This window comes from Cryomorpha ignava (assembly GCF_010686655.1).
GTDB classification, from domain to species: domain Bacteria; phylum Bacteroidota; class Bacteroidia; order Flavobacteriales_D; family Cryomorphaceae; genus Cryomorpha; species Cryomorpha ignava.
The window spans coordinates 125,259-146,392 of sequence record NZ_JAAGVY010000001.1; the positions used below are offsets into that span (position 1 = coordinate 125,259).

Here is a 21,134-nt window from a genome sequence, read left to right on the forward strand (position 1 = left end):
GCCCCCCTGTCTCGGGGGTGGAGAAAATGGGATAAATCACTGCTATGAAATGGCACACCGGCTAACCTCTCCTTGAAGGTTCGAATCCTTCCCCTACAGCTCAAAAAAAAACCCTGATCACAAATGTGATCAGGGCTTATTGATTTCAATTCTTTTCTGATTAATAATAAGAATACTGTATGGCAAACTTGATGTTCTCATAGTCGCCTTCGAGCATAGTTCCATCCAGTTTTTTAGAGTGTAACGAACCCGCATCGATATTTCCTATGGTATAGTATTGTGATGCTTGTGGCAAACCATAAAGGTAATCGATGGTAAGGGTTGAACTCTCTGTTATGAGCGGGAACATCGGATCAAGAGGTGCCTCGTAGGAAGTCATACATATATTTAGCAAGTTTGGTGAATCAACCAGTTTCTCTTTATAAACTACGAAAGGTAGTTTTGTAATTGGAAGAGGTTCACAAATACCAAATGAAGGGTTACCGAGATCAGCAATACTGTCTGTGCCGTTGATTAAATTTTCGGGGAAGCGCTGATAAATCACAACCGTTCTCACGTATAAACCATTTGAGGCGGTCATGAATCCCTGATTGGCCGTAATTTTGAGATACGGGTCGCCAAGCCCAAAATTCTGAACTTTTTCAGCTTTTAATCCTGGGTATTGGTTGTGGTCGAGTTCCAATGTATCTGTATTGCCACCTTGAGCCAACAGACGATTGTAAGTATATTGATCCATAAAATTACTTGGACTCGCAGTTCCGATAAGGTCGATAATTACATACTGATTACATGGCTCACAATTCGGACCACCACAATCAATATCCAACTCGTAAAGAAGGTCTTCAATAGGATTTTGAATTCCGTCATGGCAGGAAGGACAAATGGCACATGCTTCAAATCCGGCGATTGGGTAATCCAAACAATCCACGTCAAATTCAGGACCGTTTTTAATTAAATCATCGCAAGCTGCACATGGCGGACAAGCTGTTGCGTCATCGCCGTCGCAGTCAATACCCGTTTCATCACCATCCATAATACCATTGTTGCAGTTTGGCTCCGGATCGCAAAGCGTTCCGCACGAACCACCACAGTCGATACCAGTCTCACCTCCGTTTTGAACTCCGTCAAAACAAGTAGGAATCGGACAATCAGGACAAGAAGTCATAGCTTGAGTATCGCAATCAATACCCGTTTCTACTACCACCGTATATCCTGCAGGAAGCTCTGAATTAAGTTCAATATGTGTATTTTGAATTCCATCATCGCAGGTAGGATCCGGACACGGCCCACAATTAGAAGGCTCAATCATATCTCCACAATCAATACCTGTTTCAGTACCATTTTGAATACCGTCGTTACAATTGGGAGAAGGACAAGGAGTATCGGTAGAGCCACCGCAATCAACACCTTCTTCATCGCCGTTCATAATTCCATCGTCATTCGTTTGAGGCGCAACACAAACCAGCGGACACGGAAAACCGCAGTCAATATTAGTTTCCATAATAAGGCTGTATAAAACTCCGGTGCTTGACTGTGCAACATCTTGGCTGCCAAGATCAGCATCGGTGAGGTTTGGGTTTATTACCCAATGAGCGTTCTGAATTCCATCTTCACAAGAAGAACAGGGTTCACAATTAGCTCCACCACAGTCAATACCAAGCACTTTTCCATTTGGTACCGGACTCTGCTCATCCTGGTTTGCTATAAAGTCATCGCAGGCAGGTTGACATTCGGGGCAGTTAGGTCCGCCACAATCTGTGCGCAACTCACCTTGGTTTTTCACCTCGTCAAAACAGGTGGGTTGAATTTCATTATCTGGATTTCTACACGCTGAAAATGCGAGCAATGCAAGAAAGAATATACCGAGATTTCGTAATTGGGATGACTTCATTTCTAAAACGATTATTGCAACAGCTATCTGTTTCCGCAGACTGTTAGATTGTGTTAATTAAGATCAATACAAAGACGATCAAAAATACACAAAGTTGTTTTTAATGCAAGTTAAGCCTGTTAAATGCTAAATTTAGGCTGAATTTAAGTAGATCTTAGAGCGGAATTATTCCCGCTTTAATAAGTATAAACAAAATGAGTAACTTGATAGCCAGCAAATTGAAATGGGTTGTAGCCCCAAAGCCTGAGCAGAATACCATTAATAAATTAATTGAAGAAATAGAAAATCTTCATCCGGTTGTTGCCCAATTGCTCGTGCAGCGGGGGCTCAATTCCTTCAATATTGTGCGCGATTTCTTCAAATCTGACCTCAAAACGATCAATTCTTTTGGTGAATTAAAAGATTGTGAAAAAGGTGCAGACAGACTTCATAATGCAATTAAATCAGATCAGAAAATTCTGATTTATGGTGACTATGATGTTGATGGCTCAACATCTGTAAGCATGATGGTGCTGTTCTTAAAATCTATTGGAGCTGATGTTTCCTACTACATACCAGATAGATACGCCGAGGGTTATGGCGTGAGCAGTCAGGGAATCGATTATGCCCTTTCGGGGAATTACGATTTAATGATAACGGTAGATTGCGGAATTAATGCCGTAACCCATCTGGAAAGAGCGACAGCAGGCGGGATTGATGTTATCATCTGCGACCACCACATTCCCGGAAGGGCAATGCCCAAAGTGTTTGCCATTGTAAATCCCCAACAAAGCGACTGCACTTTCCAGGGCAAGGAACTTTGCGGTTGTGGTGTAGCGCTCATGTTGTTGCGTTCGCTTTCGCGGAAGCTGAATAAACCCGATGAATGGAAAAAATATCTTGATCTTGCCGCCATTGCTACCTGTTGCGATATTGTGCCACTTACCGGAATTAACCGACTGATAGTGAGCGCGGGAGTGATACAAATAAACAACAATAGGTCTCTTGGCATTAGGGCACTCTTAAAAACCGCCGGTTATGAAGGCGATCTAAATGTTGGCGATGTGGTTTTTAAAATCGGGCCGCGGATTAATGCTGCGGGAAGGTTAGATCATGCCAAGCTCGCGGTAGAATTGCTTACCGCAACAGAGCTGGATCGCGCCCTCGAACTGGCTTCGGAAATTGAATCTCTGAATTTGAAGCGGCGAAAACTGGACACCGAAATTACAGAATCGGCTTTGGCCCAAATGCATGAAGCAGACCCTGACCTGGAGCGAAAAGCAACTATTGTACACAGCCGCGATTGGCACAAGGGGGTTATTGGCATTGTGGCATCAAGGCTTATTGAGCAATGCTACAGACCTACAATTGTACTTACCAATGTGGAAGGAATGCTTACCGGAAGTGCGCGAAGCATTGAAGGAATTCACCTCTACGATGCCCTGGCAACGTGCAAAGAGCATCTCGAAAAGTTTGGAGGACATTCAGCCGCTGCCGGGCTTACGCTAAAAGCAGAATCACTCGAAGCTTTTGCAGAAGCTTTTGAAAATGCAATTGCCATTCATGTGCCGGGCGAAAGAAGCGAACCCCAGCTGAATATTGATTGTGAGTTCGATTTTTCAGATTGGTATAATGATAAGTTCACCGGATTCTTTACACAGCTAAACCGCTGCCGCCCATATGGCCCATTCAATATGCCGCCCATATTTGCTACCGGCCAATGTAAAGCCCGCTTTCCAAAAATTGTGGGCAAGGAACATTTAAAATTTGAGGTGTATCAAGAACATGATCCCGAGCGGAAAATTCCAGTAATAGCCTTTAGAATGGCGAGACTTTTTGACGATCTGGCTTCCGGGAAAACCTTTAAACTGGCATACAATATTGAAGAGCAAGTTTGGAAAGGCCGCCACTCTATTCAGCTTGTGGCGAAAGATTTAATTATTTGAGGAATCAAAGAGTGAAATTGGCTCAAATAAACTGAATTTCAGGCAAGGTCACTCCAAACACCAAGAACCAAGAACCAAAAAACTAATTCCTCTTATCCAACCCCCATGCAAGTTTATTCCGCATAGCACTAATAAAACCATGCCCCACCGGCTGAATAAGCCTAAAATAAAACGGCGCCCGAGAAACATAAATTTCTTCGTCGGGATAAATCACGTCAGATCGGCTATCGAGGGTAATCAAAAAATTATCGCCCCGGCCACTAACCCGCAATCTCAATTTTGAATGATTGGACACTACTACCGGACGCACCGTAAGATTGTGCGGGGCAATGGGTGTAACCACCACATTTTCTGATCCGGGAACAATTATGGGGCCGCCACAGCTTAAATTATAAGCGGTACTTCCCGTAGGGGTGCTGATAATCAATCCATCTGCCCAATACGTATTCAGAATCTCCTCATCGAGAAAAGCCTCGATCTTTATCATCGATGAAGTATCTTTTTTGTGGATCGTAAGCTCATTGAGTGCAAAATTGGTGTCGCCAAAAATATTTCTCGCAGTTTCTACCTGTAGCAGAGACCGGTTATCGCATTCAAAATTTCCGGTTTTCAGCGTTTCTAAAACATCTTCAAATTCATCTATAGAAATACTGGAAATAAAACCCAGCCTTCCGGCATTGATACCAATTACCGGAACACCCGAATCGTCGATTATAGTAACCGTATCGAGCAGTGTTCCGTCGCCGCCAATACTCACCAGGCAGGTATAATCCTGAATATTTACATCGCTGCGACTAAAGGTGGCATATTCGCCACTTAAAATATTTTTCTCTCTTAGAAATTCAGAGTAGCGTTCGTAAATCGCCATTTTAAAACCCGCCTTTTCGATGAGCTCAACGATGTGAGGCACGCTTTCGTTTAGACGATTTTTATAAGGCTTTCCGTAAATGGCTATCTTCATCAAAATGATTGTTTAAAAGCTACATAAACTCCGTATTGTCCTTCGCCGTTGAGGGAGCCTTCCACACGCATTACTTTGTCGTAATAGGTTACCAGATCCAGCCCGAGACCAAAGCTGTAAATATACTGATTTACAAGAGAATTATTCTGTTCAAATTCTTTTCCATAGACGTAACCTGAGTCAAAAAATGCATTCGCGTAAAGCGCCACAAATGTTTTATTAAACTTTTCGTTGGGTATAAAAGGAATGGTAATAGACTTGGGTTTTAAGATTTCAAATTTCAAATTGGTCTGCAAAAGCCCCCAGCGGGTACCATCAATGATGTAAAATTCATAACCCCTTACCAAATCGCCGTAGCCCAAGCCCTGGGTGAGATAATAGGGAGGCGTGCTCCAATTCACTTTTCCCGAAAGGGCGTGTGCAAAATAAAACCTGTCGGAGAGTTTGTGGTGATGATTATAGCCTACCTGGGTTGTAAAAAGGTTTAGGCCCTCTCTGTTAACAAGCCCAAGCCCATTTTGCTGAAAAGTGCCGTAAACCAAAACGCCGTTTAGCGGGTATCGCTTATAATCTCTTGTATCATAGTCTATTACGTATGTCGCTCGCAAAAATTTCGTATGCGTTAAGCCGCCAGAAAAATAATCAGGTTGAAGAATCAATACGCTGTCGCGAACGGTTGCATCAAAATATGACAGCTCGGCATAATGCTTTACAAAAATATTCTCACGGTAGCCCAGCCCCACCTTAAACTGATAGTACTTGCGGGCCTTATCTTCTGAATTGTCGAAAAACAGCCGCTCATTGCTGAAAGTATTGTAAGTTATCTCTTCGTTTTCTAAATATCCGGCACTCGTGTACAGGCTTAGCGTTTGCTTCTGATTGAGATTTGGGATGCTGTAGCTTGCGCTGAATTTTTTGGTATATCCAAACCGGGCAGTAAATTTTATCTTTTCATTTCGACCCCTAAAATTCTGGTGTGAAACGTAAACACCGTAATTGAGCCAGCGCAGCTCCTTGGTTTCCCACCAGGTATTAAAGTTCGTTTGGGCAATTTCAAGAATGGGAACGGGATAAATGTACCACCGCTCCTGCAGCGAAATCAATAATATAATATGCTCATTATCTGTTTGAACGGGCTCGATTTTCACAAAGTTGAAAAGCCCGAGATTCATCACATTATTCTGCGATTGCTCAATTCCGGCCTTTAGATTTCCCCAGTAAAGCGAGTCGCCCAAATTGAGCGTAACCTCCCGAAGAATAATGCGCGGCTTGGTGAGTTTATTTCCTTCAATAAGAATATCGGTAATCACTTTTTTTCCGAGGGTATCTAGCTGCACGGCACTTACACTCTGACCGTGCAAAAGCACAGCACAACACACCCAAACCGCGGTGAGGAACGTAAGAAAAAAGTGTTTCAAATAGATTAGATTTTAAGGTATCGCATCAATTCATCATACCGGTCGTGGAGAGTATCATCCATCTTTGACTGGTGAAAAGAGGCGCTGATGGTGTAGTCGTAACGCGAAAAAGTCTGAAGTATACCGTCCATATTTGTACGGTTTACTTTTAGCGTCACTTCCATCTTTGTTGAATTGGGAATAGAGGTAACATTTGCACTCAAAACAAGCGCATCATTGCTTTCTACAATCTGGGCTATTTCGCTAAGCGAATAATCGTGCTGATTCATTTCCAGCACAATAATCCCGCCCGGTTCTTTCATTGCAGCTACTTTTGAAAGCTCGCGAATGAGGTTATAAATGCTCACCACCCCGTCAAAATTCTGATCGATATCGAGAATGGGAATGGCGCTCAACTGAAATTCAGCGGCAAGGTTTACCACATCATATACATGCTGATCGTTTTGGATATACACTTTTTGAAGCAGGTCTACGCTTTCGAGAAGGGGCGCTTCGTAATTTATTATTTCCAAAACAGATGAATCTGAAAGCAATCCCAGAAAGCGCTTGCCCTCTACCACTGCCAGGTGCTTCATTTTGTATTCATCGAGCAACTGCATGGCAAACAATGCATTATCATCGCCATTTAGGGTGGGTATTTCATCGCTTATTAAATCTCCTGCGCGCATTTATTCACTTAGTTTTATTCTATTTCTTGTCTTTTTTTAAACACTTAACTTTGCCGTGCCTTTGGGGCGAAATATACAACGATCAGATGACAAAGCTAAGCGTGAATATCAACAAGTTTGCCACACTGCGAAATGCCCGTGGCGGCAACAATCCCGATTTACTAAAAATAGCCCGCGATTGTCAGCGTTTCGGAGCTGAGGGAATAACCATTCATCCGCGTCCAGACGAGCGACATATCACCACGCTTGATGTTTACAATCTCAAGCCACTTATCACTACCGAATACAATATTGAGGGCTATCCCGACGAGCGATTTATCAAGCTGGTGGCCGATACCAAGCCCGAGCAGGCTACCCTGGTGCCCGACGGGCCTGACGTGCTAACGAGCAATGCCGGCTGGGACACAAAAAAGTATAAATCACTTTTGCAGGATGTAATAGGTAAGCTAAAAGAAACCGGTACCCGCGTCAGCATTTTTGTCAATCCCGATGAAGAGTTGGCTGCCGCTGCTGCGGATACAGGTGCAGATAGAATTGAGCTCTACACCGAAAACTATGCGGTAGAATTCAAAAATAATCAGGAAGAAGCTATTGCTCCATACATAAGAGCTACGAATGCCGCACTTCAGAGAGGCCTGGAGATAAATGCTGGCCACGATCTCGATCTTGAAAACCTGCGGTACTTCCACCTCAACATTCCCCAACTCGCCGAGGTATCTATTGGCCACGCCCTGGTTTGCGATGCCCTCTACATGGGATTGGAAAACACAATAAGACTTTATTTAAAAGAATTGAGATGAAATTAGCATTTAAAAAAATGGGCGAAGGCGAACCTTTGGTCATCCTTCACGGACTTTTTGGATCATCGGATAATTGGCAAACTCTCGGGCGTCAATTTGCCGAAGATTTTACGGTTTATCTGGTCGATCAGCGTAACCACGGACACTCGCCGCATAGCGAAGCCTTTTCTTATGAAATAATGGCCAACGACCTTAAAGAATTTTTTGTTGACCATGAAATTTCACAAGCCACCGTAATAGGCCATTCAATGGGCGGAAAAACAGCCATGCGCTTTGCCCAGCTCCATCCCGAAAAAGTGGAAAAGCTGATTGTGGTTGATATGGGAATAAAAACATACACATCAGATCATGAAGATGTTTTAGCAGCTTTCCACGCCCTCGATCTACCAAACTTAGAATCGCGAAAAGATGCTGAAGTAGAGATGGAGGCAATTATTCCCAATTTTACAGTGCGTCAGTTTTTGCTCAAGAACCTCTATCGAAAAACAAAAACCGAATTTGCCTGGCGGGTTAACTTTCCGGTTTTGGAAGAAAAGATGGATGAGATTCTGGCCGCCCTTCCGGGAAATGTCGTTGAGAAACCATCCTTGTTTATCTACGGCGAAAAGTCGAACTATATAAAAGAGGAAGATTTTGATGCCCTCCGAAAGATTTTTCCAAAGGCAAAATTCGCAGCTCTTCCCACCGGCCACTGGGTTCACGCCGAAGACGCCGAAGGATTTTACAAAATTGTAATGGAAAGTGTAACTCCCGGAAAGCAACCTGCGTAAACATCCATGGATTTCATTAATAAGGTTAAATTGGTGATTAAGAGAAGAGGTCGGCGCAAGCCGACCTTTTTCTGTATGTAGCCTCGCGATTCATCACGAGGTGTACCGCGTCCATAGCTACTTCGGAACATTATTTACTTTGAAAGACACAAACCAACACTGTTCAATTTAGGAATTGTTTCATTGATCAAAATATCTTATCTTTATTAAGTTACAAATTTCAATCTACCAAAATTATAAGCAATTGGTAAGCAGTGACTTATTATCAAGAATCACCATTGACCCAAATATTTGTCATGGAAAACCATGCATCAGAGGGTTAAGGTATCCGGTACAAAACATTTTGGAATTTTTGGCATCAGGAATGTCTCATATTGAAGTTCTTGCAGATTATGAAGATTTAGAAGAAGAAGAAGATCTTTTAGCAAGTTTACAATACGCTGTTGAGCTATCGAAAGTAAAGCGTATTAGCAAATTAGTGGCATGAAATTCCTAAGTGATACACCGCCAAAAAGAATTAAAATTGGCAACAAAACGATCATCGAAACTTTAACCCACTTTGCCTTACCTTCATACTTCTCTTTTAACTTTGAATAGTCTTGAGTGAAATATGCAAAGTAGTTGAAAGTCAAAATACACAAACTAAATATCGAAAAAAACCAAATTGAATATTTTAAAGAAATACGAATGATTAAATTATCATTCCCAAAGACTGTTTTGATGAAAAGTATTCCCAGCATGAACTTCAAAATATACATATATAGGATTGTATTGAATATTGGCAAATCCCTCTTTTTACTGTAGGCAGTTTACATTTTGTGGTACAGAAAATTAAATATATTCACATGTTTTATTTTGAAATTTCACTTCGCTCCGCCGCATCATGCCTTAGGCTTGAGCCGAGATTTGCAATGCTGCGGGTTCTTGTTTGCAATTTAAATCAAATCCGTCAACTTTCAGTTAAGCCATCGGGAAATAATAGAATTTCCTCCAATTCCCTTAGGTACAAGGCAACTTAATCCTCTTTCGCATTCCTGATCTGTAACAAATTTTCCAATCAGCACACTTTAAAAGGCTCAGGGCAACGCATCAGCACATCAGCACATCAGACAATCAACAAATCCTCCAAAACCATTCCCCACAAAAATTGTTATACCTCAACAATCCCATGAGGGAAAACCCACAAAAATCTGTTTAGTCATAGAAACAGTATTTAATTCAACAGGCGAATAAATACATTCCCTATACAGAAAAAACAAAATCATGAAATTTTCAATATTTAAGAAAACCTTATTAAACACCGGCTTTTTAATCATGCTGGGCATTTTGAGTTTCAGCTGCACCAATGCACAGGAAAAAGCAGACTCTAAAACCACCGAATTTCCAGAGGCAAAACCAAAGGACGAATGGAAAAGCATGTTAACTGCTGAGCAGTATAATGTGATGGTAGAAAAAGGCACTGAAAGACCCTTTCAAAATGCCTATTACGACAATCACGAAAAAGGAATTTACGTAAGCGCCGCCACCGGAAAACCGCTTTTTAGCTCCGAGACAAAGTTCGATTCGGGAACGGGATGGCCAAGTTTTACTGCTCCGCTCAATGAAGAAGATGTGTATGTGGTAACCGATAATAGTCACGGTATGGTACGCGACGAAGTGGTAGAAAAAGCAACAGGACTTCACCTTGGTCACCTTTTTAAAGACGGCCCAGCTCCTACCAACAATAGATATTGCCTGAATTCGGCAGCATTAAAATTTATTCCCGCAAGCGAAGTTTCATCAATGGACTTAAATGTTTCCGGAGACAGTGATAAAATGGCTAGGGCCTACTTTGCCAGCGGATGTTTTTGGTGTGTCGAAGCGGTTTATGAAAGTCTAAAAGGAGTAAGTGAGGTAGTAAACGGCTATGCAGGCGGCCACACAAAAAACCCGACTTACGAATCAAGCAATACCGGAAAAACCGGTCATGCCGAGGCGGTAGAAGTGATTTACGACCCGTCGGTAATTGACTTTGCAACTTTGATAGATGTTTATTTTGGATCGCAAGACCCAACTCAGGTAAATGGTCAGGGTCCCGACAGAGGATCGCAGTATCGTTCGATTCTTTTCTATCAAAACGATGCCGAGAAAAAGATTATTGACCAAAAGAAAGAAGCGCTTTCTGCAAAATTAAGCGAGCCCGTTGCAGCAGAGGTTATGCCTTTTGAAAAATTCTGGGAAGCAGAAGATTACCACCAGAATTACGAGAAGAACAATCCGGATAGTCGATATATCCAATCCGTTTCTATTCCGCGATTGAACAGGTTTAAAGAGAAATTTCCAGAGCTTTTAAAGAAAGATGCGCATTAAAAGGGTCGGCCGGAGCAACATTAAATGATCGGTATAACAAGTCTCATCTTTTTTTGGACGAAAAGCCTTATACTATTCATGCATTGCGTTGTAAATAATGACCCTGGAGGGGTCAAATGTTTGTAGAATCCTAAAGGTGAATGTCCAACGCGACCCTGTAAGGCGTCGCACTGTTCGCACCATGAGATTTTAAATATTGATGCAAAGATATTGTTCGACGCCTTACAGGGTCGGTATCTCACACTCATCACTGTCAATACTACAAACATGCGACACCTTACAGGGTCGCATGTTCAAAATGAATTGTTTCGAATTTTTTAAGCTGAGACAATTATTTTGTATTACTCAAAATCATAAGCCACTAAACAGTCGAACTTAGTGAAATTTTAATTTTCTAATTATTCTAAATAGTTTGATTGAATATCTGACTATTTATTAATTGACATTCCATACTTAACCCGTCAATACGGACGCCTTCCGGTTGTAGAGGTCAAATTTATGAAGAAATAACAAAATAAGCTTAAAGCACGACTCTGTAAGGTGTCGCACTATGAGATTTTAAATATGGGTGCAAAATATTGTACGACGCCTTAAAACCAGAGAAAAACGAAGATTAGTATCGGTTACCGCAACAACATTACATGCCCCGTAAAGTATTTGGTCTCCACATTGTACTCCGGCTTGGCGATAACATGCCAATTGTAAATCTTGTTTTCACCAAAATATTCGGAACCGTTTGAGCTGCCATCCCACTTACCGTTTATATCGGTGGTAGAAAAAACAACCCTTCCGCGGGGATCAGTAATCCAGAATTTATATTCAGTAACGCCGATATTGGAAAGTACGGGATAGAATAAATCGTTAATTCCGTCGCCATCTGGCGTAAAAGCGGTGGGAACGTAAATCTCAAAATCGTTTTTCAGCTTTATGATTTCGCAATAATCTGCCGTGCATGCATTGGTATCGGTCACTTTCAGGCATACGGTATAGCTTCCGCCAATAAGTTCGGGGAAAGTGTAGCTTGCATTTCTGGTTTCGCTAAAAACGAGGGAATCAATCGTCCATTCAGAGCTAACTTCATTGGGCGATAGATTTAAAAAGAAGACTTCAGGATTGGTTATATTCGGCTTTTCGGGTGTGTATTTAAAAGCTGCCGATGTTGAAAATACCTGAATGGTTTGTGGCCATTGTTCCATTTTGGAGCATCCATTAGGTGAAGTCACTGTTAGCGAAACGGTATAAGTTCCGGCTTCGGCCAATGTGGGTATTACTGAAGCATTATTGGGAATGTTATTGATCCCTGGAAGATTCCAGGCATAGCTATTTTCGTTATTTTCCGAAAGGGCAACCAGCTCCAGATCAAGCGGAGCACAACCACTCATTTCCGAAACTCCAAAAATTGCAGAAGGCGTTTCAAGAACTCCCAATTCGGCGAATATCTGAGCCTCGCAGCCTGCTTCTGTTATTGCAGTGAGTTCAATTTCGGTATTGGCGGAAGCCGAAAACTTCGTCGCCAATGCAAATGGATTGGCAAAATACTGGGCTGGACTCCATTCGTAACTCGCGCCACCATAACCAATTAACATAATAGAATCGCCGCTACAAACAGTGGTTGGGCCTACAATTTGCGGTATAGGAAGCGGAAAAACCGTAATTACTGCAGAATCTGTCTCAAAACATCCATTTAGTTCTGCCAAAACCACCACCTGCGATGTTTGCGGAAAAGGAGAATTGCTCTGGGCTGCAAACTCCACCTGCGCCAAATTTGTGGCGAGGAGAAAGGTGTTTGGCTGCCAGGAATACTGCTGGCCGGGAATGGAATTGTCACCAATTAAAATGGTATCTCCATTGCAAACATCCAAATTCTCGCCCGCCGAGACAACAGGTAAAGGATTGACTATGAGAAAAGTGTTAACGGTATCAAAAGATGAACAATTTTGGTCGGAGAATTCTAGAACAGAAAAATTACCGCCAGTTGTGGTGAGATAATTCAGTGAATCAGCCGTTGTATTGATAGATTGAATCACAGCACCATCCTGAAGAATATTTCCCGAAAAGGGAGCTTCACCATCAAAAGCTACTTCTATTAATGCTGTATCGCCCGCACAAAAAATCGGTGGCCCCGAAATACTCGCTTCCGGAATCCTGAAATAAGACAGAGATACCGCTCCATTTACTTCGCCGGTGCAGAATTGCGAATTGGTAGAAATCAGGTTTACTGCGCCGGAATCGACAATCGCAATCGAGAAATCGGACGAATCGGCAAAAACCGAATAGATTTGACCAGCCACTGAATACGTGATTTCCTGGGGCATAGCACCGCCGAGATCTACCGGAATAAAAACAGTATCGTAAGGGCAAGCATTAAAACTACCCGAAATTTCGCCGTAAGGCAAGGCATAAAATTCCACAGGCGTGCCGGCTGATACTGACAATAAAGGGTCGTTTAAATCTACTTCCCCGTCAAGCTCATTTCCGGCCACAGCCGAAATAAAATAGGTTTCATTGAAATCTAAAACCGCAGAAAAGAGAAACTCAGGGCTATTGTTCCAATCGTAAACTGTGCCGAGCGCATTTGCCGACCCATCGTGAAAAGCGTAAAGGAGGGTGTCGTTTCCATCAAGCACAGAACCCAAAGTCGGCAAGGCTTCCACAAGTTCATTTCCGCAAAGCCGCATGGTATCGGGATCCATCAATCCGGCATTGGTAAGAATGGGGCAAAATAGTGTACCGGTAAGTGTGTCGCCTCCACAATATCCAAAATCTTCGAGAATAACAGCAATGGGCGTATCGGAAGCGAGAGGATTTGAAGTAAAGTGAAAATTGGTAAGCGTGCCCGGAAGCCCCTGCACTTCGTAATTGGCAGTATCGCCAAGCGAAACATCGAAGTCGAGCACAAATTCAGCATCGGTACCGGTGCATTCCCATTGCGGATTAAGAATTTCTGGCGTGCTAATAAATTGAATTTCAACGGTATCGCTATCGGCACAAATACCATTGGTTTCGGTAAGCGAAATGGAATAGTTGCCATACCAATCGGCGGCAAGGAGGGAATTCTGGCTTAGGGGATTTGTAAAAGTAAGTCCGGGTTGATCTTCCCACAACAGAACCCCTGCCGAGGAAGTGGCATCGAGTGTAGTTGACAATCCGCAAATCATTAAGTTTTCGCCGGCATTGCTTACAGGCTGATTATAGAAAGTAACCGCAACATCAGAGGTATCAAGACAAAATCCACCATTTTCGGCTACCCATTGAAAAATATAATCGCCTTGAACATTGGCTGTAACCAGCGAGTTGGGATTTGCCAGATCTGAAATTGTAGCATTATTTGGCGGAAGCCAATACGCTGTTTCGGCTATAGTTTCGGCGTTAAATACATACTCCAAACCGCATACTGTATCGGCAAGAACCGCCTGTAGCGCAGGCTGAACCACAAAATTAAGATTGAGGGTATCGCTATGGATGCATCCGTAACCATTATCGGCGTGGAGAATGGCCTGATGGATTCCATAGTCGCCGCTCAATTCTTGGGGAACAGCAACGGAAGCAATGGCAGTGAGGTTTGGCGAAAGCTCCCAATTCAAATCTCCGATGGGAAGGGTGAAATTGACGAGTGTAAGGCTATCGCAAACGTTTTGGTCACCGCCGAGTGCTACAACCGGAATTTCTGTAAAGATTACGGTGGCAGTATCGGAATCAGAACAAAAAAGCTGATTTACAAGTGTGCGTATAATGTCGAAACTGCCGTAAGAGCCGCCTGTAATTGTGATAGAAAGATCTGTGAGATCTTGGGTTGATGATATTCCTGCGGGCAATGACCATTCGCCATTTCCAATAGCATCAATCCCTGATATTTCGGCTTCATTTCCGCAGACTTCCACATCTGTGCCGGCATAGGCAACGGGTTGTTCTATAAACAAAATCTCGGCCGTATCTGCCGTAAGGCAAAGCCCGTTTTCAACCTGTATGTAAAGCGTTGAAATTCCATAAGAGTCGGCCTGTATTTCGGTATTTTGCAAAAGTGGATCATCAATATTAATCCCCGACGTAGCCGACCATTGCGGCGCGCCATTTGAAATAACAGCATCGATGCCTACTTGCAACCCACAGACCGAATCGGCATTGAGAATTTGGGCAGAAGGTTGGGCATAGAAAGTTACTTCTACGGTATCAGATTCAAAACAGCCAACCCCCGCATCTTCATTCCATACAAAGGCATAAGTCCCTTCAGTAGTAACGGTTACAGAAGTGTTTTCATCGGCGTTATTAATAAAACTCGCTCCGGAAATATTGCTCCATGATGGAATACCATAACTGGGAATAGCTGCCAGATTTGCCGAAAGGCCACAGATCTCAAAATCGATTCCGGCATCGGTGATGGGCGGAGAAAGCTGTATTAGATTAAAGGTGTCGATTCTACTGCAGCTGTTGGCATTATCGAAAATAAGCACATAATATGTTCCTGCAACGAGGTCGTTTCGCAGTAGCGGCCCATCGCCGATATCGTCCCAAATTACATCGTAATCTCCAGATCCGGTGAGCACATTTATTTCAATAATCCCATCGTTTCCGGTGCACGTTTCGTCAAAAACGGTAGCGTCAATTCTCAGCGGAATATCGATCAAAATGGTATCGCGATTGGCGCAATTGCTATTGGCATATTGCCCTTCTACTACGTAATAGGTAGAAGTGTCGGGAGAGACCGAAGCCTGCTGACAGGGATTGCATGAAATAGCGTCGGGTGCAGAGATCAGTTCTCCCGAAAGGGAATACCAGGTATAACTCGTATCGTTTATAGCAGAGATTTGCACAGACTCGCCGAGGCAAATAGTCGTATCGCTGAAGGCCTGAATGGGTTGCCGGAAGGCAAAATCGATGGTGTAAAAATTCTGCCCGTACACGGGGCAAGCGTCGTCAATGGCGGTAATGATAAACGAACCTCCGTTAAAATCGGGTGGAAGGGTTCCACAAAATTGAATCGTTGCCGGATTTGTTCCTGTAACCGTTTCGGTCGCTCCGGGAATGAGCAAACCTATGTTAGAATTTAGATCGACATTGATGGAGGGATCAATAGATGTAAAATCAATTTCGAAACAGAAATCATCTTCGGGACAAATGCTCACCGTATTTTCATCGATTGGATATCCGCCTCCGCTCACATTTGCAAAGGTGGTTAGGTCTGGCTCCGGTGGCGGAATGGCGCAAACATTAACCAGAAAGAGAAAGTCGTAATGTACAATGCCAATAAGGTTGCCGTTTCGATATTCGCGCACTTCTACTACAGCGTTAAACTTCCCCAGCTGAGTTGGAGTGACTACAATCTGCCCGGTAATTGGATCAATGGTCATCCCTGTAATGGGCTCTGCACCAGAGTAGCTTCCGGTGTAATCCATTTCTACGGGAAGATTTGGGGTTGGTGAGGAGAGCGCAGGCACAAGCGAATAGGCGAGGCTGTCACCATCGGCATCTATAAATCCAAGATTGTAAAAAAGCGGAGTACCTACACATATATAGGGTAGGTTTAGCAGAGACAACTCGGGCGATGAGTTACATATATTTGAAGAATTATTGAGAAAAGCCTCGGCATGCACACTGAAGAGCTCGGGGTCAACAAGGTTTACAATTGCACCATCGCGATTTTGTTCAGATACTATAATTCGCCAATCGATACAAGGCTCGAGCTCCACTATTGCTTGATAAACACCCATTTGCACTCCCGGTTGAAATCCGCCATTGCAGGTACTGTTGGGCAGTTCTGCCGCACAGAGCTGAGATACTTCTATCAAATCTATTTGCGGAAACGCTTGATAGCCAATATTTAAACAGGTGGAGCCAATATAAACATTGAGATTTGCCGGCAGGTTGTTTAAATCCTGACAATCTCTAAAAAGATTTACAGTAATAAGATAATCATCGTCACCCAGACATTCATAGCTGATATTCACTCCGGAAATATGACTCGCAGAAATGCTTAAACTCAAAGACAGCGCGATGAATAGAAGAAAAATTGGGCGCAAAATATTTGAATAGGGCATTGAAATTAAAACCTGATTCGGAGATTAAAAAGTACACAAAGATAAGAAAGTTGCACCGGCCATATTTGACTTTCTCATTTGTAATATTAACTTTAGGTGAAATTTACAAACAGGTGGTCTTTTGCACTACCTTAAATATTACTTTTGCATCACAAACAAATCTAAATAGCATGAAAAAACTTTTACTTTCAATTTCGGCAATGGCAGTGGTTGTTGCTACATCTGCCCAGTGTACAGAGCTATTCATATCGGAATATGTGGTAGGAACGGGAAACAATAAGGCTTACGAGCTTTACAACCCAACTGCAAATGATATAAACCTGAATGGTTATGAGTTGCAGCGTTGGTCAAATGGAGACACCAACCCGGTAAACGGTGGGGTAACTATTCTGGCGGGTATCATTCCAGCCTATGGCACTTGGGTTGTAGCTAATGGTCAGACAGAGGATATTGATTTGGGAGGTTTCATTTCTCCAAAATGCGATCCTGAATTGCAGGCATTGGCAGACCAGTTAGACAATCCGTACCCTGCTCCAACTTTCATGAATGGAAATGACGCGCTTATGCTATTGAACAGCGGAAGTTTGATTGACATTTTTGGAAAACCGGGAGAAGATCCTGGTCAAGCCTGGACTGCCCCTGATGGAACATACATAACTGATAGCCAAACGATGGTGAGAAAACCATCTATAACCAGCGGAATAACTCAACCCCCCGTTACTTTTATGCCTCTGTTACAATACGACACACTTGGTGTAAATAATTGGTCTAACCTCGGTATCCACGCCTGTGCATGCGATCCGACTCTTAGTATCGCTGACAGAAATCCACTTGACGTATCGGTTTACCCGACACTTGTAGGACAAGAGGGTTTTGTAACAATCAAAACGAGCGAAGTTATTCGCAATGTGGAAGTATATGACATTACAGGAAAAATAGTTAAAACTTCTTTGAGCCTGTCAAATAAAAACTCAGGTATGGTAAATGTATCGGCCCTTTCAAGAGGTGCGTATATTTTAAATATTTACATGGAGAATAACGTTACGTATTCAACGCGTTTCATCAAAGAATAGAACTCATTTTTGTTTAATAAAAGCCCATCGCGCTTCGATGGGCTTTTTAGTTTTTAAAAATACTTTCATGTTGAAAAATATAGCCGGATTATTCATTGTACTATTTGGTAGCATGAATGTCCTTTTTGCTCAGGAGGGGACCCTGAGTGGGACTGTAAAAGACCAGGGAACGGGAGAAACATTAATTGGAGCCACATTGGTTTACGAACCTGGTAAAGGTGTAGCCACCAATATTGATGGTAAGTACAGCCTTGTATTGCCTTATGGCGAATACGAAATTGAGGTATCTTATGTTGGTTATACGGGAGTTACAGAAAAAATAACCATCAATTCAACATTCAAAAATTTAGACTTTTCACTACAATCGGCTACCCTCAGAGAAGTAGAAGTTGTGGCCGATCTCGCTATTTCGAGAGAAACACCTGTAGCGTTTTCCAATATTACTCCACTGCAGATTAAAGAAGAGCTGGGTGCTTCAGATTTACCTCTTCTGCTCAATACCACGCCCGGTGTGTACGTATCGCCCACAGGTGGCGATGACGGTGGTGCACGAGTTTCCATACGTGGGTTTCAGGATAGAAACGTTACTGTAATGATTGATGGAATACCTATCAATAATATGGACGATGGAAATGTATTTTGGGCAAGTACCTTTGGTATTGACGCAGTACTGGCAAATATGCAGGTGCAACGGGGAATGACCTCTTCGCGGCTCGCCATTCCCGCTATTGGAGGAACCATTAACTTCATCACAAAAAGTATTGAAAATAAGCCCAGCCTGAGTATTAAGCAGGATTACGGTTCATTTAATACGCTTCGAACTTCGTTGGGATACAATTCAGGAAGGCTTAAAAACGGATGGGGCTACTCTGTAGCCGGATCTTACAGAACTTCTGACGGATATTCTGATCAGCAGTACAAAAAAGAATATTTCTACTACGGTAAAGTTCAGAAAGAAATCGGAAATCATATTGTGTCTGTTTCAGCAATGGGTTCACCGGTAGAATACGGCCTGCGAAGAACCAAACAAAAAATTGCAACTTACAGCAAAGATCTGGCGCTGGAGCAATTTAACGGCAATGACGAGTTATACAATGATTTATCGCGCTATAATGTGGCAATAAATAATATGCGTTTTAATAATCCGAATAGCACCATTTATCAGGAGTCTTTGCAAATAAAGAATGGGATTGCTCAAGCAAACGGATGGGGAACTTATGATGGTGAAAATTTTGTGATAGATGATTCCTACTTCAAATCGGTATCGTCAGAAAATGACTTTATAGATACCGCCGGCGTAATCACGAAAGGCCCGCGATATAACAATCACTGGGGTTATTTGAATGGAGAAAAGAAAAACGAATCTATTCGAAAGTATAATAAACCAATTTTTTCATTGCGTGATTTCTGGGCTATTTCAGATAAAGTTTATCTCTCAAATGTTTTCTACTATTCATACGGAAAAGGCGGTTCCTCATCACGGGTTCCGAGACTGGGCTTCGGCGATTATGATGAGAACTTACAGGTAAATTTTGACGGTGTATACCTTAACAATACCGAAGGAACACTCTTCCCGCCCATTGATGTGAGAATAGATTCAACTGCGAAGAAAAGTACAGTAGTTCTCAATAAGAGTTTTGACAATCATTACTGGTTTGGGTGGCTCTCAACGGTTGATTATGAAATCAATGAAAACTTCAAATTTGCTGGTGGACTGGATTTTAGAACCTATCAATCTGAACAGTATCAGGAAGTACATGACTTAATAGGTGGCGATTATTTTGTGCCTCCAACTTTTGACCTTCCTGAAACAATTTCTTCAAATGCTCCATTCAACGCTTACCGCGAAGGTGATAAGTACAATTATTACAATGATAACCTTATGAGATGGGGTGCTTTTTTTAGTGAACTTAAATATTCTAAAGAAAATTGGAGAGCTTTCGTGAATGTCTCGGGAGTAATAACCGGATACAAGCGAAAAGATTATTTTAAGAACAGAGATTTCGTGGTAGATGGAACCGGCGAAAGATTCCAAAATGCGATAGGCTACGGAGACGTTTTATTTTATAATGGAACAGATCTCCTTGTGGCGGCAAGTAAGCCAAATGGAACAAGAGAAGGAATTCAACCAACGATTACTCAATCAGGTGATACCACTTTCGTGAACAATCCGTCAAACACATTAAATCCATATGCACCCGCCGGTAATTCGTACATAGTTGGAGCCAGAAGGGTTGGATTTGATGATGGAGAATCTAAAACTTCGGAAACGCCATGGAAAAATATTCCCGGCTATACCGTAAAGGGTGGAGCAAGCTATCTGATAAATGAGTTTAATACGGTTTTCATGAATATCGGTTATATAAGCAGAACTCCTCGTTTTAGAAACGTTGTAGGATTTGGGACTTTTAATGAGTTTACACGAGATGTCGAAAATGAAAACATCTCTTCAGTAGAATTAGGATATTCATATTCTTCCGGTCGTGTGGCAGGTACTTTCAATGCCTATTATACGTATTGGCAAAACCGCCCTACCGATAATCCACCTTCGGTATTTCTACCGGACAGAGGTATTTCAGTACAGGCCAACCTTAATGCAATGAATGCTATCCACAAAGGTATAGAGGCCAGCGTGAGTTATTTGATAAACAAAAAACTTACTTTCGAAGCTTTCTTATCATTGGGAGACTGGGAATGGGACAGCGCAAAGCGTGTGAACTTTTACGATGACCAAGGGAATCTTATATACAACTACGATTCAAATCTTCAGCCTACCGATTCGCTAGTCACTATTGATTTTGATGCGAAAGGAGTTGCAGTAGGTGATGCTCCTCAAACTCAAATAGGAGGGTCACTCAACTACGCGATTTTGAAAAATGCCTATATCAAAGCGCGTTACACATACTTCGACCGTCACTATTCCAGCTTCGACCCCTTATCCTTGTCAGGTGAAAATGAAGGCCGTCAATCTTGGGAACTTCCAAGTTTTGGTCTGACCAGCTTTTATGTGGGTTATAGATTTGATTTTGATAAAGTTAAGCTCGGTCTAAATTTTATTGTAGACAATGCTTTTAATGTACTCTATATTGCTGATGGCCAAAACAACGGGGGTAGCTCTCTGGTAACTGTAGATTATGTAAGTGGTCAGCCTGAAGCAACTCAATCTTTTGATGCAAATTCAGCATCTGTTTATATCGGACTTCCCAGAACGTTTTCAATCTCGGCTGTAATAACGCTTTAGAAT

General features: G+C 42.4%; 12 protein-coding genes. 7 read left to right on the forward strand and 5 right to left on the reverse strand.

Annotated elements, in window-relative coordinates; genetic code table 11:
• Nucleotides 1–160: 160 nt before the first annotated feature.
• Complete coding sequence (locus tag G3O08_RS00520; RefSeq protein WP_163282706.1) at nucleotides 161–1,891, reverse strand: hypothetical protein; 1,731 nt, start codon at nucleotides 1,889–1,891, stop codon at nucleotides 161–163.
• 194 nt (nucleotides 1,892–2,085) lie between these two features.
• Here G3O08_RS00520 and recJ point away from each other — a divergent pair, with 194 nt between their 5' ends.
• Nucleotides 2,086–3,816, forward strand: a complete 1,731-nt coding sequence (gene recJ / locus G3O08_RS00525; RefSeq protein ID WP_163282707.1) for a single-stranded-DNA-specific exonuclease RecJ — start codon at nucleotides 2,086–2,088, stop codon at nucleotides 3,814–3,816.
• Between the two features lie 82 nt (nucleotides 3,817–3,898).
• Here the strand turns inward: recJ and G3O08_RS00530 are convergent, their stop codons facing one another.
• Genes G3O08_RS00530 through G3O08_RS00540 form a run of 3 tightly spaced genes read right to left on the reverse strand, consistent with a single transcriptional unit; the run spans nucleotide 3,899 to nucleotide 6,863 of the window.
• Complete coding sequence (locus G3O08_RS00530) at nucleotides 3,899–4,777, reverse strand: NAD kinase (protein ID WP_163282708.1); 879 nt, start codon at nucleotides 4,775–4,777, stop codon at nucleotides 3,899–3,901.
• Nucleotides 4,777–6,195: a POTRA domain-containing protein gene (locus tag G3O08_RS00535; RefSeq protein WP_163282709.1), complete on the reverse strand. Its 1,419-nt coding sequence runs from the start codon at nucleotides 6,193–6,195 to the stop codon at nucleotides 4,777–4,779. Before G3O08_RS00535 ends, G3O08_RS00530 begins: the two co-directional genes overlap by 1 nt.
• Before the next feature lie 5 nt (nucleotides 6,196–6,200).
• Nucleotides 6,201–6,863: a CBS domain-containing protein gene (locus tag G3O08_RS00540; protein WP_163282710.1), complete on the reverse strand. Its 663-nt coding sequence runs from the start codon at nucleotides 6,861–6,863 to the stop codon at nucleotides 6,201–6,203.
• A gap of 86 nt (nucleotides 6,864–6,949) precedes the next feature.
• Here G3O08_RS00540 and G3O08_RS00545 point away from each other — a divergent pair, with 86 nt between their 5' ends.
• The 4 genes from G3O08_RS00545 to G3O08_RS00560 all read left to right on the forward strand — a co-directional run bounded on the left by G3O08_RS00545 (nucleotide 6,950) and on the right by G3O08_RS00560 (nucleotide 10,782).
• Entirely contained in the window at nucleotides 6,950–7,663 is a 714-nt protein-coding gene (locus G3O08_RS00545; protein WP_163282711.1) for a pyridoxine 5'-phosphate synthase, read from the forward strand.
• Nucleotides 7,660–8,433: an alpha/beta fold hydrolase gene (locus tag G3O08_RS00550; RefSeq protein ID WP_163282712.1), complete on the forward strand. Its 774-nt coding sequence runs from the start codon at nucleotides 7,660–7,662 to the stop codon at nucleotides 8,431–8,433. Before G3O08_RS00545 ends, G3O08_RS00550 begins: the two co-directional genes overlap by 4 nt.
• Before the next feature lie 244 nt (nucleotides 8,434–8,677).
• Nucleotides 8,678–8,920: a DUF433 domain-containing protein gene (locus G3O08_RS00555; RefSeq protein WP_163282713.1), complete on the forward strand. Its 243-nt coding sequence runs from the start codon at nucleotides 8,678–8,680 to the stop codon at nucleotides 8,918–8,920.
• A gap of 827 nt (nucleotides 8,921–9,747) precedes the next feature.
• On the forward strand, nucleotides 9,748–10,782 hold the full coding sequence (locus tag G3O08_RS00560) for a bifunctional methionine sulfoxide reductase B/A protein (protein ID WP_163282862.1): 1,035 nt from the start codon (nucleotides 9,748–9,750) through the stop codon (nucleotides 10,780–10,782).
• 623 nt (nucleotides 10,783–11,405) lie between these two features.
• Here G3O08_RS00560 and G3O08_RS00565 read toward each other — a convergent pair.
• Nucleotides 11,406–16,763 carry a gliding motility-associated C-terminal domain-containing protein gene (locus G3O08_RS00565; protein ID WP_163282714.1) on the reverse strand — a complete coding sequence of 1,786 codons (5,358 nt, stop codon included), beginning with the start codon at nucleotides 16,761–16,763 and terminating at the stop codon, nucleotides 11,406–11,408.
• Between the two features lie 224 nt (nucleotides 16,764–16,987).
• On the opposite strand from G3O08_RS00565, the gene G3O08_RS00570 reads away from it, so the two are divergent.
• Nucleotides 16,988–17,890 (forward strand): T9SS type A sorting domain-containing protein, encoded by a 903-nt coding sequence (locus tag G3O08_RS00570; RefSeq protein WP_163282715.1) that lies wholly within the window; start codon nucleotides 16,988–16,990, stop codon nucleotides 17,888–17,890.
• A 67-nt stretch (nucleotides 17,891–17,957) separates the two neighbouring features.
• Nucleotides 17,958–21,131 carry a TonB-dependent receptor plug domain-containing protein gene (locus G3O08_RS00575; RefSeq protein ID WP_163282716.1) on the forward strand — a complete coding sequence of 1,058 codons (3,174 nt, stop codon included), beginning with the start codon at nucleotides 17,958–17,960 and terminating at the stop codon, nucleotides 21,129–21,131.
• Nucleotides 21,132–21,134 lie beyond the last annotated feature (3 nt).

Excerpts from the sequence above, each read along its gene's own strand:
- G3O08_RS00520 (WP_163282706.1), bottom strand. The coding sequence starts at position 1,891 with ATGAAGTCATCCCAATTACGAAATCTCGGTATATTCTTTCTTGCATTG.
- recJ (WP_163282707.1), top strand. The coding sequence starts at position 2,086 with ATGAGTAACTTGATAGCCAGCAAATTGAAATGGGTTGTAGCCCCAAAG.
- G3O08_RS00530 (WP_163282708.1), bottom strand. The coding sequence starts at position 4,777 with ATGAAGATAGCCATTTACGGAAAGCCTTATAAAAATCGTCTAAACGAA.
- G3O08_RS00540 (WP_163282710.1), bottom strand. The coding sequence starts at position 6,863 with ATGCGCGCAGGAGATTTAATAAGCGATGAAATACCCACCCTAAATGGC.
- G3O08_RS00545 (WP_163282711.1), top strand. The coding sequence starts at position 6,950 with ATGACAAAGCTAAGCGTGAATATCAACAAGTTTGCCACACTGCGAAAT.
- G3O08_RS00550 (WP_163282712.1), top strand. The coding sequence starts at position 7,660 with ATGAAATTAGCATTTAAAAAAATGGGCGAAGGCGAACCTTTGGTCATC.
- G3O08_RS00560 (WP_163282862.1), top strand. The coding sequence starts at position 9,748 with ATGCTGGGCATTTTGAGTTTCAGCTGCACCAATGCACAGGAAAAAGCA.
- G3O08_RS00570 (WP_163282715.1), top strand. The coding sequence starts at position 16,988 with ATGAAAAAACTTTTACTTTCAATTTCGGCAATGGCAGTGGTTGTTGCT.
- G3O08_RS00575 (WP_163282716.1), top strand. The coding sequence starts at position 17,958 with ATGTTGAAAAATATAGCCGGATTATTCATTGTACTATTTGGTAGCATG.